We start from the raw sequence: 15,457 nt of genomic DNA on the forward strand, positions 1-15,457 counted from the left end.
GTTGAGCGCAGGTTGCGAGAGACGCCTCTTTGTCAGCAGGCCTGGATATTGCCGTTTTGATGAATTGCCGCCACGCCAGCCTCCGGCTATTGCTGTTGTGAGACAACAGCATGGGCAGGGCAGGCATGGACGACAATTCGGCAAAAAAAATTGCGGTCGTTGGCTGCGGGCCGAGGGGACTTGGCGCGCTTGAGGCGCTCGCCGCGCGACTTTCGCGCGATGGTTCACCGGTTTCCGTGGACGCCTACGATCCGTTTCCCATGCTTGGCGCAGGGCCGAATTTCGATCCGGACGAAAGCGAGGTCTGCCGGCTGAACATTCCGATCCGGGACATCGAGATTGATACCCCGGCGTTTTCCCGCTGCCCGCCTTTCGTCGAGTGGCTCTCCGACGCGCCGGACCCGGATGATTTTCCGCAGCGCGCGGTGTTGGGGCGTTATTTGTGGTTCAGATATACGGGTCTGGCGGAGCTTGGCGTCCTTGCGGTCACTCATCAGATAATGTGGGTCGAGCGCGTGCAGCGCAACGAAAAAGGCTGGTGGCTTTTGGCGGCCCGCAACTGGCGTGGACCCTACGATGAAATTTTGCTGACCCTCGGTCAGCCGGAGACCGCGCCGGACGATCAGCTTGCCGAGTGGCGCCGCCACGCGGGCACATCTTTTGGAACCCTGGCGAAGGCCTATCCTGCGAAACAACTGCAGGCGCAGGCGGCTGATTGGGCGGATAAAACCGTTGCGATACGCGGTTTTGCGCTATCCGCCTTCGATATTCTGCGTGTCTTGACGACAGCGCAGGGCGGCAGGTTCGATGCTGGGGGTTATCATCGGTCCGGGCGCGAGCCAGAGCGCATCCTGCCGTTTTCCCTGGATGGCAAACCGCCGTTTCCAAAGCCGGAAACCGAGGCGCTGGACGCGCGCTTTGCGCTAACGGCGCAGGAGACAGAAACCTTCGCCAAAGCCATTGCGAAAGCCGCAGCCGCCACATCGCAAAAGGCGCGAGACCTTGTTGACGCCGCCTTGACGCCGGCTGTAATGCGCATCCTGCACAACTGCGGCGCCGACGCCGATGCGCAGTACGTCGCAGACTGGCTCCGCAAGGAATGGGAAGATCCGGGATCGCAGGAAATATCCGGATCGCGCGAGACGCTCAATGACGGGATCGCCATGGCCGAAGGCGCGCGCGCGCCGTCCGTCGGGTTCGCCGTCGGCCAGGTCTGGCGCAAATGGCAGAACGAATTCAGAAGCGGTTTCAATACGGCCGAGACCCCGCCTGAAACGGCGCAAACGTTGATCGGCTTCGACGAAGGGTTGAAGCGCTACTCCTACGGCCCGCCGATCGCGTCGAGCCGTGAGCTTGTGGCGCTCATTGAAGCCGGCGTCGTCAGCCTGGATTTTGCAGTTGATCCCGACATCGCGCTGACTGCTGCCGGCTGGACCTTGAAGAAGGCGGATCATGCGGCCGAGGCTTCAGTGATGATCGATTCCGTTCTGCCAAATCCCGATCTCGAAGCTGTGCGTTCGCCGTTGCTGTCCGGCCTTCTGGACGACGGCCTGCTGACGCCGTTTGCAGATGGTTTCGGCGCGCACACCGACGCGGATAGAACCCTGATCGGCAGAGACGGCCAAAAGGCGCCGGGGCTCTGCCTGCTGGGGCGCCTTGCGCTCGGCAGCGTCGCAGCCGCCGACTCCCTGCATGATTGCTTCGGCGCGGCGTCTGATCGCTGGGCCGGGGGTGTTATCGATCGCCTGGAATAGGCCATCCTGATGTTCCCAAGGGGTGTCGCCGCCGAGGGCATTGCCGCGAACCCTGCAATGCGCATGCCGAGACCAGGCTTGGCATGCGTATCACAAGTACTCAACGCACAGCCCAGATCGAAGTCACTGGCCGGATCACCCTGGGCGAGACCAGCATCGCGCGTATCGCCGCGCTGGAAGGCATTGGTCTCGGATTCTTCATGGAGCAGGATGTGGAAGCGGATATCGAAGCCGGGAGGCTCGTTCGCGTGCTGGAGGACTGGACCCCTCCATTTCCCGGGCTTTGCCTCTATTATCCCGGCCGGCGCAACCCGTCCGCCGCCTTCAAGGCGTTTGTTGCTCTGGCGCGCGAGCTGAGTGCTAAACGCGTTAAAAAGGCGGGTGGCGGCATACTGCCGGGCTAGAGCTGTCGCAGTCCGGTCTTTGTGTCAACGACGCAGCACATCCTGCCATTCGGGACGGCGGTCGATCTGCGCCTTCGCAAACGGACACAACGGAATAATCGAGACGCCGTCGCGTCGGGCGTCCTCGACGGCGCGCTGCACCAGTTTCTCGCCGACTTTGCGGCCGCGCAGGGCGGCGGGAACCTCCGTATGGTCGATGATGATCAGAGCGTCGCCAGCCCGGCTGTAGGTCATCTCGGCCTCGTGACCATCGACAACAATCCGGTAACGCCCCTTGGACGGGCCGTCCTCTCGCTCGACGTCCGTGTCGGCCAATACAGGCGCAGTCGCTTGCGGCCTTGCGTCCGGTCGCCGCGCCTTGCGCGGCTCGCCCGGCGCGCATTCCAGCAGATCGCGGTCCCATCCCGCGAGATCGGCGGCCGCCTCGTATGTCGAGACAAGAAACGCCATCAAGGCAGCATCCGGGTCATCCGCAGCCTGCACTGCGTCGTAAGGAAGAAGGAACTCGGACAACCCTTCGCTCCAGAACGCGGCGTCCGGCCGCACGGAGGCGCTGCGGAATCCGTTCGGTTCCGGGTAGGCGTATGCGTAGAAAGCCGGATAGTCGACGCCGCCGCCGCCTGGCCAGAATCCGGCCGAGGAAACCTCGCGGTCATAGGCCTCCTGGGCCACATTGTCGGGCAGGGCGGGAACGCCGCCTGGATGCAGCGGCGCGCGTCGACCGGAAAACCGGGTGACAGCCAGGTCGAAACTGCCCCAGAACAGGTGAACAGGGCTGGACTTTCCCAGGAAGGCGGAGCGGAAACGGTTGAAGACCCTGTCGATTGCGACAAGCGCCTGGTGAAAACGCTGGACAGCGTCGCGGTCATAGGGCCGGTCGCGGTGATCCTCGACGAAGGGGACAGGGTTCGGCACTTCGTTGGGACTGCCGTTGAAAGTCGGCGCGCCGCCAAGATCGGAAACAAGCCGTACGAAACGGGCGTGGAATTCGGCGACCGTCATCGGCTCGAGCGCAAACGAAGCCGTGCGTCCGTTGCCGCACACGCCCAGCACCAGGTGATCGTGGAAATCGAACTGAATCTCGATGCCGGGGCCATCGGGAATCGGCGAAGTCGTCAGTCCGCGCGGCGTGACATAGAACGTCGCGTGCCAGGAGTGATTGAGCCACGGGCTGTGCGCCAGCCGGTACTTGCCGACAATCTGAAGGTAGAGATGCAAGGCGGAACACGTCTCGCGCCAGCTAAGATAGTCGAGGGAAGGCCAGGTGTTGCTCATGTCAAAGGTTCCCGTTCGGCAGGCATGTGTGTTGCAAAAATTGTCTGGGAAGAAGCGACGTCCGGGATCACGACCCGGATAGCGCTGCCGCGCCGTCAATCCGGAAGAGGAATGTGCTCCTCGCGATCATCGACAGGGAGATCGAAACGTCCCGCGCCCCAGTTCTCGGCGCGCCATTCGGCCTTGGCGGTCTCGATGCGCTCCTTCGAAGAAGCCACGAAGTTCCACCATATGTAACGCGGACCCGACATCGTCGCGCCGCCCAGGATCATCAGTCGCGCGCCCCTGTCGCCGGCGGCGACCGTGATCCGGTCGCCCGGACGGAAGACCATCATCTGGCCGGCTTCATAGTCATGGCCGGCGATCGAGATCGAGCCGTCGACGATGTAGACGCCGCGATCTTCATGGTCGTCCGGCATGGGCAGCAGGCGTCCCGCCTCAAGCGTCACATCCGCGTAGAACGTCTCGGAGTACATCATGGCCGGAGCGGTCTTGCCGTAGGCGTTTCCGAGGATGAGCCGGACGGATACGCCCTCGTCCTCGATCACCGGCAGCGTGTCCTTGCCGTGATGCTCGAACAGCGGCGCCATGTCCTCATGGCTGTCGGGCAGGGCGAGCCAGGTCTGGATACCGAACAGGCTGTTCGGGCCGGTTCGCGCCTCCGCGCTTGTGCGTTCCGAATGCGTGACGCCGCGCCCGGCCACCATCCAGTTCAGTGCGCCGGGACGGATAATCTGGTCGGCGCCGGTGCTGTCGCGGTGGTGGAAGTCGCCCTGAAACAGATAGGTGACGGTGCCGAGGCCGATATGCGGGTGCGGTCGAACGTCGACGCCCTGTCCGGTCAGCAACTCGGCTGGACCGGCCTGATCGAAAAAGATGAATGGCCCGACCATCTGACGCTTCGGCGCCGGCAGGGCGCGTCTGACTTCGAAACCGCCGAGATCGCGGCTGCGCGGGATGATTAGGGTCTCTATTGCGTCCAGATCGACCGTGTCGGGACAGCCGGGTTCGAGCGCCGGGTTCCAGCTCATGCCTGTGGTCCTTTCAAGTGCTTGCGGGCGATCGCGCCCTGATCTGTTCCGTTGGTCGTCGTCAGTCGACGTAATCTATGCGGCCAAGAATCGGAACGCTAGCCGCGCAAAGCGCATAACAGTGTCGCTCCAAGTGGAACGCAGAGGCAATATTTCACTGCCTGATGCCCCAAAGTTGCGGGTTCTGCTCGAAGTTCTCGATCAGCAAATCGGTGAGCACCCGAATCTTGCGAGCGGGATGGCGACCCGGTGGACGAATGACATAGGCGCCGCCTGGAGGAGGCGGGTAACGCGTCATGACGGGAACCAGCGCCCCGGCCGCGATATGGTCGTGGGTGATGCAATCCGGCAACCAGCCGATGCCGAGGCCGGCCACTGCCGCCGCCGCGAGCGCAACCGCGTTGTCGGCCTTGAAGCGCCCTTGCGGCTGAACGGCGACGATCTTGTCGCCGTCCATCATCTGCCAGCTTTCCGTGCCCTGCATGACGGCCTGGTGGGAACCGAGTTCTTCCGGCGTCTCGGGAGCGCCATGCTTGCGAATGTAATCCGGGCTCGCGACGAATTTCCCGTGGATCGGTCCGACTCGTTTCGCCAAAAAATTGGAGTCCTGAAGATAACCGACCCGGATCGCGCAATCGAACCCTTCCGCGATGAGATCGACATAGCGGTCGCTGTAGGAGGTATGGATATGCAGTTGCGGGTGACGTTTCGCCATTTCCGCAAGCACGGGCGCAAAGTGCGTCGGACCGAAGGTCAGCGGCGCGGCGATCCTCAGCCGACCCCGCAGCTCGCCCGCGGGCAGGATCGTTTCCCTGGCCGTGTCGATCTCTGCGCTGGCCCGCACCGCATGGTCCCGGAACGTGGCGCCTGCTTCCGTCAGCGCCGCGCCGCGGGTCGTGCGCGCAATTAGCTGGACGCCAAGCTCCGCTTCAAGCCGGAAGAGCCGCCGGCTGACGATCGACTTCGAGACGCCGAGCCGGCGCGCGGCTGCCGTCACGCCGCCCGTGTCGGCGACCGTCACGAATGTTTCCAGTTCTTCGATGTCCATTTGGCGTTCCTGATTGCGCGACAGTGAATAGCAATTTCGAAGACTAGCGCATCCGGCGTCGGAACCACATATCCTAAATTCAAACCCGGCCTTCGCCCGGGTTTCACCTCCCACTGACGATAGCGCTTCCCGCGGGAATTGCTTTCGCGATAGTCCGAAAGGAGACAACGACATGGGTTATGTTACAACCGAAGATGGCGTGCAGATCTACTACAAGGACTGGGGTCCGAAGGACGCCCAACCGATTGTCTTCCATCATGGCTGGCCGCTCAGCGCCGACGACTGGGACGCTCAGATGCTGTTCTTCCTGTCGAAGGGCTACCGGGTCGTCGCGCACGATCGCCGCGGCCACGGACGCTCGGATCAGGTCGCCGACGGACACGACATGGACCACTACGCCGCTGACGCCTTCGCCGTCGCCGAGGCGCTGGATCTGAAAAATGCGGTCCATATCGGCCACTCCACCGGCGGCGGGGAGGTGGCGCGCTATGTGGCGAAGTTCGGCGAACCTGCCGGCCGCGTGTCCAGGGCCATTCTCGTAGCCGCCGTTCCCCCGTTGATGCTCAAGACGGATGACAATCCCGAAGGCACGCCTCTGGAGGTCTTTGACGGCTTTCGAAAGGCGCTTGCCGACAACCGCGCGCAGTTTTTCCGCGACGTTCCGGCCGGTCCGTTCTACGGCTTCAACCGTGACGGAGCCACGGTTCATGAAGGGGTGATCCAGAACTGGTGGCGGCAAGGCATGATGGGCGGCGCCAAGGCGCACTATGACGGGATTGCCGCCTTCTCCGAAACCGACCAGACCGAGGATCTCAAGGCGATCACTTCGCCGACGCTGGTGTTGCACGGTGAGGATGATCAGATTGTTCCGATCGCCGCTTCGGCCACGAAGGCCATAAAGTTGCTGCAAAACGGAACGCTGAAGACCTATCCCGGTTTTTCGCACGGGATGCTCACCGTGAACGCCGACGTGCTGAACGCCGACCTTCTGGAATTCATCGAAAGCTGAAGTGATGGTGTGGCGCGGCCTTCCGCGCCTCGCCGACTTCATCTCTTCCTGCCTTACGCGCATTTCTGCAAGAAAAGATCGTTCAAGCCTGCGATCAGCCGGCCGGATGGGCGGCAAGGCCGCCAAACTGCTCCGCAGGGTCGGCAGGCATTGGCGCTGCTGAAACAGCTTCGTCAGGCTGTCGTCATCTCCATAGCGGCGGTGTCAGGCACTGTGTCGTCTCCCGTCAAAAGTCAGCGCAGGCGCAGAACGCGCGCCATGCCGGCGCGGGGGAGGTAATCACCCCCGGAAGACAAACTTCCCCGAAACCATCGTCGCCGTTACCCGGCCCAGAAACCGTGCGTCCTCGAACGGCGTGTTCTTCGAGCGCGAGCGCAGGTCGTCCTTCGCCAGCACCCAGGGCGCGTCGAGGTCGATGACCGCGATATCCGCCTTCCGGCCGGGTTCCAGCGAGCCGCCCGGCAGACCGAAGATCTGCGCCGGCCGGGTCGACAGCGCATCGATCAGCCGCGTCAGAGGAACGTCGCCATTGTGATGCAGCCGAAGCGCCGCCGGCAGCAGCGTCTCCAGTCCCGCCGCGCCTTCCGCCGCGTCGGAAAAGGGCAGGCGCTTGGTGTCGACGTCCTGCGGATCGTGCGACGAGACGATGATGTCGATATCGCCGTCGGCGAGCGCCTGCACCATCGCGCGCCGGTCGTCCTCGGCGCGCAAGGGCGGCGAGAGTTTGAAGAAGGTGCGGTATTCCCCGATGTCGTTTTCGTTGAGCGAAAGATGGTTGATCGAAATTCCGCAGGTAATCTTCGCGCCTCGGCGCCTGGCCTGGCGGATCGCTTCGATGGAATCCGGCGTCGAGATCTTGGCGGCGTGGTAGCGCGCGCCGGTGAGACCCGCGATCCTGAGATCGCGTTCCAGCGTGATGATCTCGGCCTCGCGAGGAATGCCGGGCAGGCCGAGCCAGCTCGCAAACAATCCCTCGTTCATCACGCCGTCGGCCGCCAGTGCCTCGTCCTGGGTTTCCAGCGCAACCACGAGGTCGAAATCCCTGGCGTAGGTCATCGCGCGGCGCATCACGAGCGCGTTCGACACCATGCGCCTGCCGTTGGTCAGCACCACGGCGCCGGCCTTCTTCAAGAGGCCGAATTCGGTGAGTTCCTTTCCGTCCAGCCCCTTTGTCAGCGCGGCGGACGGATAAATGCGGACCATCGACTGTTCTCGCGCGGTGCGCAGAACGAATTCGACCAGCGCCACGTCGTCGATCACCGGGCTCGTGTCCGGCATCATGATGAGCGATGTCACGCCGCCGGCAGCGGCGGCGGCGCTTGCCGACGCGATCGTTTCGCGGTGTTCGGCGCCCGGTTCGCCGATGAAAACCCTGGCGTCCACCAGACCGGGCGTGATCGCGCGCCCCGTGCAGTCGACCTTTTCAGCGTCCTCGGGGATGGCGATCTCCGATCCGATGGCGGCAATCCGGTCGTTCTCGATCAGAACGGCGCCAATCACATCCATACCCTGTGACGGATCGACGATGCGTCCGTTGACGAGTGCGGTGCGGCTCATGAATGCGCCTCCCTGTCTGTGAATTGCATCAGGGTTTCCATCACCGCCATGCGCACCGCCACACCCATTTCAACCTGGGTGTCGATGACGCTTTGCGGGCCGTCGGCGATTTCGGAGGCGATTTCCACACCGCGGTTCATCGGTCCCGGATGCATGACGAGCGCGTCGTCCCGGGCAAGGGCCAGCTTGCGCGCGTCGAGGCCGAAATAGTGGAAATATTCCCGCACGGAGGGTACAAAGAGCCCCGCCATCCGCTCGCGCTGCAGGCGCAGCATCATGACCACGTCGGCGTCCTTCAATCCCTCGTCCATGGTGTGAAACACTTCCACGCCCATGCGTTCGGCGCCCGCCGGCAGCAGGGTGGAAGGCGCAACGGCGCGCACCCGCGCCCCGAGCGCATTCAGAAGAATGATGTTCGAGCGCGCCACGCGGCTGTGCAGCACGTCGCCGCAGATCGCAACCGTCAATCCGGCGATCCGGCCCTTGGCGCGTCGGATGGTGAGCGCGTCCAGCAACGCCTGGGTTGGATGTTCGTGCGCCCCGTCGCCTGCGTTGACCACCGAACAGCCCACCTTCTGGGCAAGCAGGGCGGCGGCGCCAGCCGAGCCGTGCCGCACGATCAGGATGTCCGGATGCATGGCGTTCAGCGTCATCGCGGTGTCGATCAGCGTTTCGCCCTTCTTCACGGAGGAATTGCCAACCGACATGTTCATCACATCGGCGCCCAGCCGTTTGCCGGCGAGTTCGAATGAAGCCTGGGTTCGCGTCGAGGCCTCGAAGAAGAGATTGATCTGGGTCAGCCCGCGCAGCGTGGAAGTCTTTTTCTCCCGCTGTCTGCTCAGTTGAACCGCTTCGTCGGACCGGTCGAGAAGGAATTGAATGTCCATCTCGGTCAACCCGTTGATGCCAAGTAGATGGCGATGGGAGAAAGCCATGGACAAAACCCGCGAATTTTGACAATTGGCGTTTCTATAGGCGTGATGAAACCGCCGGGCAAGAACGGGCGCCCGGTATGCGCCGGTCATCCCCATGCATTTATCGAACGCGTGCTTGCTCGTGCGCCGTGACAACAGGTATAAGCCCGATATGACGAAATCCATGACATTTGGCTCCACCCATGAAGTGACGAACCAGCCGTCGCTCTATAGCGGGATCAACGCCTACACGGCTGATCCGATGCTCTGTGAGATCGCGGCGGACATGCCCAAGGCGTTTCGCGACGAGTTCTCGCAAATCGGACGATTCGCAACCACGCCGGAGGCGCAGGAGCTGGCGCGCATCGCCAATCAGTCGACGCCTGAGCTGAAGCCCTATGACGCGCGCGGAAACCGGGTCGATGTCGTGGAATTCCATCCGGCCTATCATGCGCTGATGCGCCGGTCCTTCACCATCGGGCTGCATTCCTCTGTCTGGGAAAACCGCCCGGAGGAAAAGGGAATCGCCCATCGCGCCCGCGCTGTCCGCTTCTTCCTGACGGCCGGTCTGGAATGCGGCCATCTTTGCCCGATCACGATGACAAACGCGTCGCTGGCGTCGATCAGCGCCACGCCCGCCGTCTACAAGATGTGGTCGCCCAAGGTGCTCTCGCGCAGCTATGACGCCGCCAACAAGCCGATTGTCAGCAAGAAGAGCGCAACAATCGGCATGGGCATGACCGAGAAGCAGGGCGGAACAGATGTGCGCGCCAACACCAGTTCGGCCGAGCGCGCGGGCGAGGGGGTCTATCGCCTGACGGGCCACAAATGGTTCATGTCGGCGCCGATGAGCGACGCGTTCCTCATGCTCGCGCAGACGACGGAAGGGCTGAGCTGCTTCCTCGTGCCGCGCTATCTGGAGGACGGCAATCCCAACGGACTGCGCTTCCAGCGCCTGAAAGACAAGATCGGCAACCGGTCGAACGCCTCAAGTGAAGTCGAGTTCGTCAATTCCTACGGGTTCCTTCTCGGCGAGTCGGGCAGAGGCGTGCGCACCATCCTTGAAATGGTCACCCTGACTCGCCTTGACTGCGCGCTGGCCTCCGCCGGTATCATGCGCGCGGCCGTGGCCGAGGCCGTGCACCATTGCCGGCAGCGCAAGGTGTTCGGCAAGCACCTGCTTGAGCAGCCGCTGATGACGCGTGTGATCGCGGACATGGCGCTGGATGTCGCGGCGGCGACGGCGCTCGCCATCCGCCTTGCACGCGCCTTCGATCTGGCGGACTCCGATCCGAAAGAGGCGGCCTACGTGCGTATCATGACGCCGGTCATAAAATACTGGATCTGCAAGCTGGCGCCGTCGCTGATCTACGAGGCCATGGAGTGTCTCGGCGGCAGCGGCTATGTGGAGGAACGGCCCATGGCCCGCCACTATCGCGAAGCGCCGATCAACGCGATCTGGGAAGGCTCCGGAAACGTCATGGCGCTCGATCTGATGCGCGCCATCGGTCAGGATCCGTCGAAATTCGAAACGGTTGTCGGCATGGTCGCTGGCGATCTCGGCGCATTTTCCAAGCGCACAGTCGATGTGTTGACGGCCGCGACGGCTCTGGTCCAGCGCGACGAAGGCGCCGCGCGCTTGCTGGTCGAGCAACTGGCCCTGTCGGCGGCCGCCGCCGAACTCTACAACATGGGCGCCGGCCGAATCGCCGACGCTTTCGCCGAATCCCGGCTCGCCGGCGCCTGGCGGTCGACTTACGGCATGCTTGATTCGCGTTTCGATGCCACGCAAATCGTGTCGCTGCTCTATCCTGAGGCCATATAGGTCGTGAAATAAAGAACAAGCGGTATCGTCAGAAAAGACGCCACTGTCTGCAGCGTCGCGACGGTGGCGTAGAGTTGGGCGTCGCTGCCCATCTGTTTGGCCAAAAGATAGCCGTTCATCGCCGTCGGCACGCTGCCTATCAGCGTCAGTATTATCAGTTCGTTGCCGCGTAATCCGGCCACGAGGCAAGTTGCGAACATCACCAAGGGATAAATCAGCAGCTTGGCTGCGACCGCGATCAGCGTGATCGGTCGGGGCCGCACCGTGTCGCGAATGCGCAGCGCCGCGCCCACCAGGATCAGGCCTATGCCGAGCGCGGAGGAGGCGACCATTTCCATCGACTTTTCAAATGGCTCATAAATGCGCAGCCCTACATATTGCAGCGTCACTCCCGCAAGGGCTGCGATAATCAGCGGATTGGTCATGAGCCGGCGAAGGAAAGTCAGGAAACTGCGATTGGACGCGTTGAACCAGACGAGCATCGCCACGTTGACGCAGTTGATGGGCAGGATGATCAGCGCCATCACCAGCGCCGTTACCGCCAATCCTTCCTCGCCGAACAGCTTGCCTGAAATCGCGAGCGCCACGAAGCTGTTCCACCGTGTCGCGGTCTGGAAGATCGCCGTATATTCCGCGGCTGACACTCCACTGGCCTTCAGCAAAGGCCACAGCGCGTAGGCCAGCGCGAACATCACAGTCACGCAGGACAGCGCGCCGATGGCGACCCTGGTCAGTTCCATGCCGCTGAAATCGGCGCGATAGAGCGTCAGAAAAAGCAGGCACGGAAACAGCACGAAATAGCCGATTTCTTCCAGTCCGTGCCACACGCCGCGGTCGACCAGCGGCGTGCGCTTGAGCACGATGCCGAGGACGATCAGCAGAAATATGGGCAGGCTGCTTTCGAAAATCGCAATCATGACGGAACGTCAGTTTGAAGACCTTTTGGTGATAGACCCTCGGTGAACCGGCGGCAAGCGGACGCGCTCGCAGATCTGAATCCGCGGCGCGGCCATGTGGATATTAACCTTAACAAATGGTTTACATTGCTTTCGCCACCGAAAATTCCGAGGTTGTCGATGACGAGACAAGGGAAGGGTGCGGACCGGCGATTGCGATGAAGTGGTTTCTGATATTGTGGTTTGTGCCAGTGTCGCTGATTTCGGCCTGGTACGGATTATCCTACTACGATCTGAATTTTGGCGTGTTCATGTTGACGCGGGACGTGCATGACCTCGTTTTCAAGATTTATGGCGATCTTCTTGGCATTCCGCCAACAGATATTCCGCCGCTCCTGTTGCGCGCGCTGATCGTCGACTCGATGATCGTCATGGCGATCGTCGCGTTTCGTTACCGCAAGAAAATCATCGCCTGGTTTCGCGCGCGCCGCGCCGCCTGGGCCGATCAGTCGCGTGAAGCGGAAGAAAGCCTGTCCAGCGCTCCCTGAAGGATGAAAGCTGCGGCGGCGGAATCGATCCGCTCGCTGCGTTTTCGCCGCGATACATCCATCTCGATAAGCGCACGTTCGGCGGCCACCGTCGACAGCCGCTCGTCCCAGAAGGCGAAGGGCGTGTCGGTCACCCCGGCCATGTTGCGCACGAAGGCGCGGGTCGCCTGGGCGCGCGGCCCTTCTGATCCATCCATGTTGACAGGCAGGCCGATCACGCAGCCGCCGACATTTTCCCTTGTCAGGCGCTCCATCAGCACGCCGGCGTCGATAGTGAATTTTTTGCGCCGCAGCACGTCGCGCGGGGTCGCGAGCGTCAGGCCGAGATCGCTGATCGCGACGCCGATGGTCTTCGTTCCCAGGTCGAGACCGGCGAGCACCTTGCCTTTTTCAAGGCCTGCGGCCAGTTCTTCCAGTGCTACAACGGGCATGTCCGCGCCGATCAAAAACTTTTGTAAACGGTCCTTTTCAGGACGCGGGACAATCCATAAGCTGCTTCGCAGAATAATGCGACCAAAACTCTTCGGGAGGCGACAGTTATGAAACTGCAATGGTTCGGACATTCCGCGTTTCGCATCGAAATCGGCGGCGCAACGATCCTCATCGATCCGTTCTTCACCGGCAATCCATCCTTCGAGGGACAGAGCGCGGCGGCCGCCGCCGAAGGCGTTACCCATATCGTGCTGACCCATGGCCATGGCGACCATATCGGCGATACGCCGTCAATCGCACGGGAAACCGGCGCGACCGTGATCGCCAACTACGATCTGTGCATGTGGCTCGGCAAGCATCACGGGCTTGAGAAGATCGATCCGACCAACACCGGCGGAACGGTCCACCATGACGGATTCAGCGTCACCTATGTCAACGCGCTGCATTCGTCCGCCATGATCACCGAAGACGGCGTTTCTCATGCGCTCGGCAATCCCAACGGCGTCGTGCTGCATTTGGACGACGCGCCCACCCTCTATCACATGGGCGACACGGACATTTTCTCCGACATGGCGCTCATCAATGAAATGCACCAGCCGGAGATCGGCATTGTGCCGATCGGCGACCGCTTCACCATGGGCGGCGCCGTGGCGGCGCTCGCCTGCCGGCGCTATTTCGACTTTTCCACGATCATTCCCTGCCACTACGGCACGTTTCCGATCCTGGACCAGAATGCAAAGAAGCTTCTCGCGGCGATGGAAGGGGACGCGGACAAGGTCAAGACGCCGGCGGTCGGCGACATTCTCGATCTCTAGTGGATTGACCCAAACGGAAGAGTCCGATTTGGGATTCCCGTCTGATTGCTTTTGTGCGAATCTGCGGCTTGTGTACGGGGATCGAGGGCCTGCTGAGCGACAAGACCCGGCCGCCGGGCAAGGCGCGGATCTCCATCAGCAAGACTGCCAAGGTGGTCCGGCTGACCCAGGCGCCGCCGCCGCACGACGCCACCCACTGGACAGCGCGGGTGATGGCGAAGGTGGTGGGGTCGGCGTCGCCACTGTGCAGCGGATCTGGGCTGCGCATGGGTTCTCGCCGCATCTCTGGCGTATCTTCAAACTGTCGAAGGGCTCCTCCTTTGTCGTGAAGTTGCGTGACATCGTGGGCTTGTATGTTTCTCCCCCGCACATGCCGTGGTGCTCAGTTTCGATGAGAATTCCCAGATACAGGCGCTGGACCGCACCCAGCCCGGGATGCCGATGAAGAAGGGCCGCGGCGCAACCATGACCCACGACTACAAACGGCATGGAACCACGACGCTGTTCTGGGTGTTGAATCTCCTGACCGGCGAAGTCATTGGACAGGACATGGAGCGCCACCGGCATCAGGAATTCCTCCGCTTCCTCAATGCCATCATCCGCGACACGCCAGCGGGCAAGGACATCCATGTGATCTTGGACAACTACGCCGCCCCACAAGTACGCGAAGGTTCGGGCATGGCTTGAGCGCCATCCACGCTGGACCTTCCACTTCACGCCGACATCGAGTTCATGGCTGAACGCCGTCGAGGGTTTCTTTTCCAAGCTCACCCGCCGACGCCTAAGCATGGCGTCTTTCACTCGGTCGTCGATCTGCAGGCGGCAATCAACCGCTTCGTCGCCGAACACAATGAGGTCGAGGCAAAGCCCTTTGTCTGGCGCGCAGAACAGGAAGCCATCATTGCCAGCCGCAATCGAGGCTTTCAGGCGCTGGAGGTGGTCGACAAATAGTCACGCCGTGCATTTTGGGCTGCCAGTCGGGGCGCGTCTAAGGGCAGCTTCGAGCGTTTCTTGAAACCTTCAGCCTTTCGGGGCAAGCGTCACTCACGGCCCTTAGTTGACCTTTGTGGACGGCGCAGCGAATGGCAGCAAGGAGCCCAGAGTCACCGATGCTGCACCGGCTACGAAGGTCGGCATTCGGTGACATCCTGAAACCCTTGCAGTCATACGATCTAATCAACATTGACAAGTCGCTATATGAAACATATACGTTTCGTATATAGCAAGCGAGGCAAGCTTATGGGACTGGTGAAAATCGACGACGGCCTGCACGAAGATGTTAGGCGCGCGAGCGCTGTCATGTGCCGATCCATCAATGCTCAGGCTGAGTTCTGGATGAAAATCGGTATGCTAGCCGAGGCTAATCCGACACTCGCATTCACCGATATTGTGAAGATGCAGCTTCAGACCGTTGCCATCGAAACCGACGTGGAAGTCGCTTGAATGACTGATAAAGCGACTGACGAAAACTCGACCTTTGAGAGCGAGATTGCAGAGTTTTTTTCTGCCTACCTAAGCGCTTTTCGCCGAGAGGATGCTTCAGCAGTAAGTGAGTTGTGGGACGAGGTCGGCTTGTTCCCCACACCCACAGGGAACTTCTCGATGGATCGCGAGGCGTTTCGCAATCACTGTGTGACGCTGCTGAACTTCTACCGAAACCATGGTGTTGCTGAACCCACTGGTGAACTGCTTTCCGCAGTGGAATTATTCCCGGGCGTTGCCCAGGCACGCATGGCATACTCAATGCTTAGCTCAGATGGAACGCCTATCGCCGATTGGGAGCACGTCTACATCCTACGCAAGGCAGACGGCCAATGGCGAGTGTCGCTGACAATCGCGGATGACGAGATGGCCGCCTGGGGCGCCGCCGCGGCGGAGCTCTAGAAGCCGACCTTCGCAATTTGAAATCGAACGGCGGCAAAGTCCGGATACCGTTGAAAAACTCGCCT

At 61.8% G+C, this 15,457-nt stretch carries 15 protein-coding genes and 1 pseudogene; 9 read left to right on the plus strand and 7 right to left on the minus strand.

All coding sequences use genetic code 11. The annotated features are described in order from the left end of the window. The first annotated feature begins 110 nt into the window (after nt 1–110). Nucleotides 111–1,754, plus strand: a complete 1,644-nt coding sequence (locus AAFN47_RS05915; protein WP_499808277.1) for an FAD/NAD(P)-binding protein — start codon at nt 111–113, stop codon at nt 1,752–1,754. A gap of 89 nt (nt 1,755–1,843) precedes the next feature. Further along, entirely contained in the window at nt 1,844–2,158 is a 315-nt protein-coding gene (locus AAFN47_RS05920) for a LysR substrate-binding domain-containing protein (protein WP_499808384.1), read from the plus strand. A gap of 24 nt (nt 2,159–2,182) precedes the next feature. Here AAFN47_RS05920 and AAFN47_RS05925 read toward each other — a convergent pair whose 3' ends face one another. The 3 genes from AAFN47_RS05925 to AAFN47_RS05935 form a co-directional block, all read right to left on the minus strand. Continuing rightward, complete coding sequence (locus AAFN47_RS05925; protein ID WP_499808278.1) at nt 2,183–3,433, minus strand: DUF5996 family protein; 1,251 nt, start codon at nt 3,431–3,433, stop codon at nt 2,183–2,185. 95 nt (nt 3,434–3,528) lie between these two features. Then, nucleotides 3,529–4,464 (minus strand): pirin family protein, encoded by a 936-nt coding sequence (locus AAFN47_RS05930; RefSeq protein ID WP_499808279.1) that lies wholly within the window; start codon nt 4,462–4,464, stop codon nt 3,529–3,531. 154 nt (nt 4,465–4,618) lie between these two features. Further along, nucleotides 4,619–5,512, minus strand: coding sequence for a LysR family transcriptional regulator (locus AAFN47_RS05935; protein WP_499808280.1), 894 nt, complete (start codon nt 5,510–5,512; stop codon nt 4,619–4,621). A 172-nt stretch (nt 5,513–5,684) separates the two neighbouring features. On the opposite strand from AAFN47_RS05935, the gene AAFN47_RS05940 reads away from it, so the two are divergent. Next, the gene (locus AAFN47_RS05940) at nt 5,685–6,521 is read left to right on the plus strand and encodes an alpha/beta fold hydrolase (RefSeq protein WP_499808281.1); all 837 of its coding nucleotides are present in this window, start codon (nt 5,685–5,687) and stop codon (nt 6,519–6,521) included. Nucleotides 6,522–6,800: 279 nt separating this feature from the next. On the opposite strand, the gene AAFN47_RS05945 is transcribed toward AAFN47_RS05940, so the two are convergent. Then, nucleotides 6,801–8,078, minus strand: a complete 1,278-nt coding sequence (locus tag AAFN47_RS05945; protein ID WP_499808282.1) for a dihydroorotase — start codon at nt 8,076–8,078, stop codon at nt 6,801–6,803. Next, complete coding sequence (locus AAFN47_RS05950; protein ID WP_499808283.1) at nt 8,075–9,013, minus strand: aspartate carbamoyltransferase catalytic subunit; 939 nt, start codon at nt 9,011–9,013, stop codon at nt 8,075–8,077. The genes AAFN47_RS05945 and AAFN47_RS05950 overlap by 4 nt, the downstream gene beginning before the upstream one ends. Nucleotides 9,014–9,176: 163 nt before the next feature. Between AAFN47_RS05950 and AAFN47_RS05955 the strand changes: the two genes are divergently transcribed. Next, entirely contained in the window at nt 9,177–10,817 is a 1,641-nt protein-coding gene (locus tag AAFN47_RS05955; RefSeq protein ID WP_499808284.1) for an acyl-CoA dehydrogenase family protein, read from the plus strand. Here AAFN47_RS05955 and AAFN47_RS05960 read toward each other — a convergent pair. Further along, nucleotides 10,799–11,734 carry an AEC family transporter gene (locus AAFN47_RS05960; RefSeq protein WP_499808285.1) on the minus strand — a complete coding sequence of 312 codons (936 nt, stop codon included), beginning with the start codon at nt 11,732–11,734 and terminating at the stop codon, nt 10,799–10,801. The genes AAFN47_RS05955 and AAFN47_RS05960 overlap by 19 nt on opposite strands. Before the next feature lie 197 nt (nt 11,735–11,931). Between AAFN47_RS05960 and AAFN47_RS05965 the strand changes: the two genes are divergently transcribed. After that, on the plus strand, nt 11,932–12,261 hold the full coding sequence (locus AAFN47_RS05965; protein ID WP_499808385.1) for a DUF6105 family protein: 330 nt from the start codon (nt 11,932–11,934) through the stop codon (nt 12,259–12,261). Here the strand turns inward: AAFN47_RS05965 and ruvX are convergent. Beyond that, complete coding sequence (gene ruvX / locus AAFN47_RS05970) at nt 12,219–12,692, minus strand: Holliday junction resolvase RuvX (protein ID WP_499808286.1); 474 nt, start codon at nt 12,690–12,692, stop codon at nt 12,219–12,221. The two genes, AAFN47_RS05965 and ruvX, sit on opposite strands and share 43 nt — an antisense overlap. 108 nt (nt 12,693–12,800) lie before the next feature. Here ruvX and AAFN47_RS05975 point away from each other — a divergent pair, with 108 nt between their 5' ends. The 4 genes and pseudogenes from AAFN47_RS05975 (at nt 12,801) to AAFN47_RS05990 (ending at nt 15,392) form a co-directional block, all read left to right on the plus strand. Further along, nucleotides 12,801–13,508: a metal-dependent hydrolase gene (locus AAFN47_RS05975; RefSeq protein ID WP_499808287.1), complete on the plus strand. Its 708-nt coding sequence runs from the start codon at nt 12,801–12,803 to the stop codon at nt 13,506–13,508. Between the two features lie 77 nt (nt 13,509–13,585). Next, a pseudogene (locus AAFN47_RS05980) lies at nt 13,586–14,459 on the plus strand (IS630 family transposase); the annotation flags it as partial. A 288-nt stretch (nt 14,460–14,747) separates the two neighbouring features. Next, on the plus strand, nt 14,748–14,951 hold the full coding sequence (locus AAFN47_RS05985; RefSeq protein WP_119808568.1) for a ParD-like family protein: 204 nt from the start codon (nt 14,748–14,750) through the stop codon (nt 14,949–14,951). Continuing rightward, nucleotides 14,952–15,392, plus strand: a complete 441-nt coding sequence (locus AAFN47_RS05990) for a DUF6841 family protein (protein ID WP_499808288.1) — start codon at nt 14,952–14,954, stop codon at nt 15,390–15,392. The last annotated feature ends 65 nt before the right edge of the window (nt 15,393–15,457 follow it).

Origin of the sequence: Hoeflea sp. CAU 1731 (genome assembly GCF_039888615.1) — a bacterium.
Classification (GTDB): domain Bacteria; phylum Pseudomonadota; class Alphaproteobacteria; order Rhizobiales; family Rhizobiaceae; genus Flavimaribacter.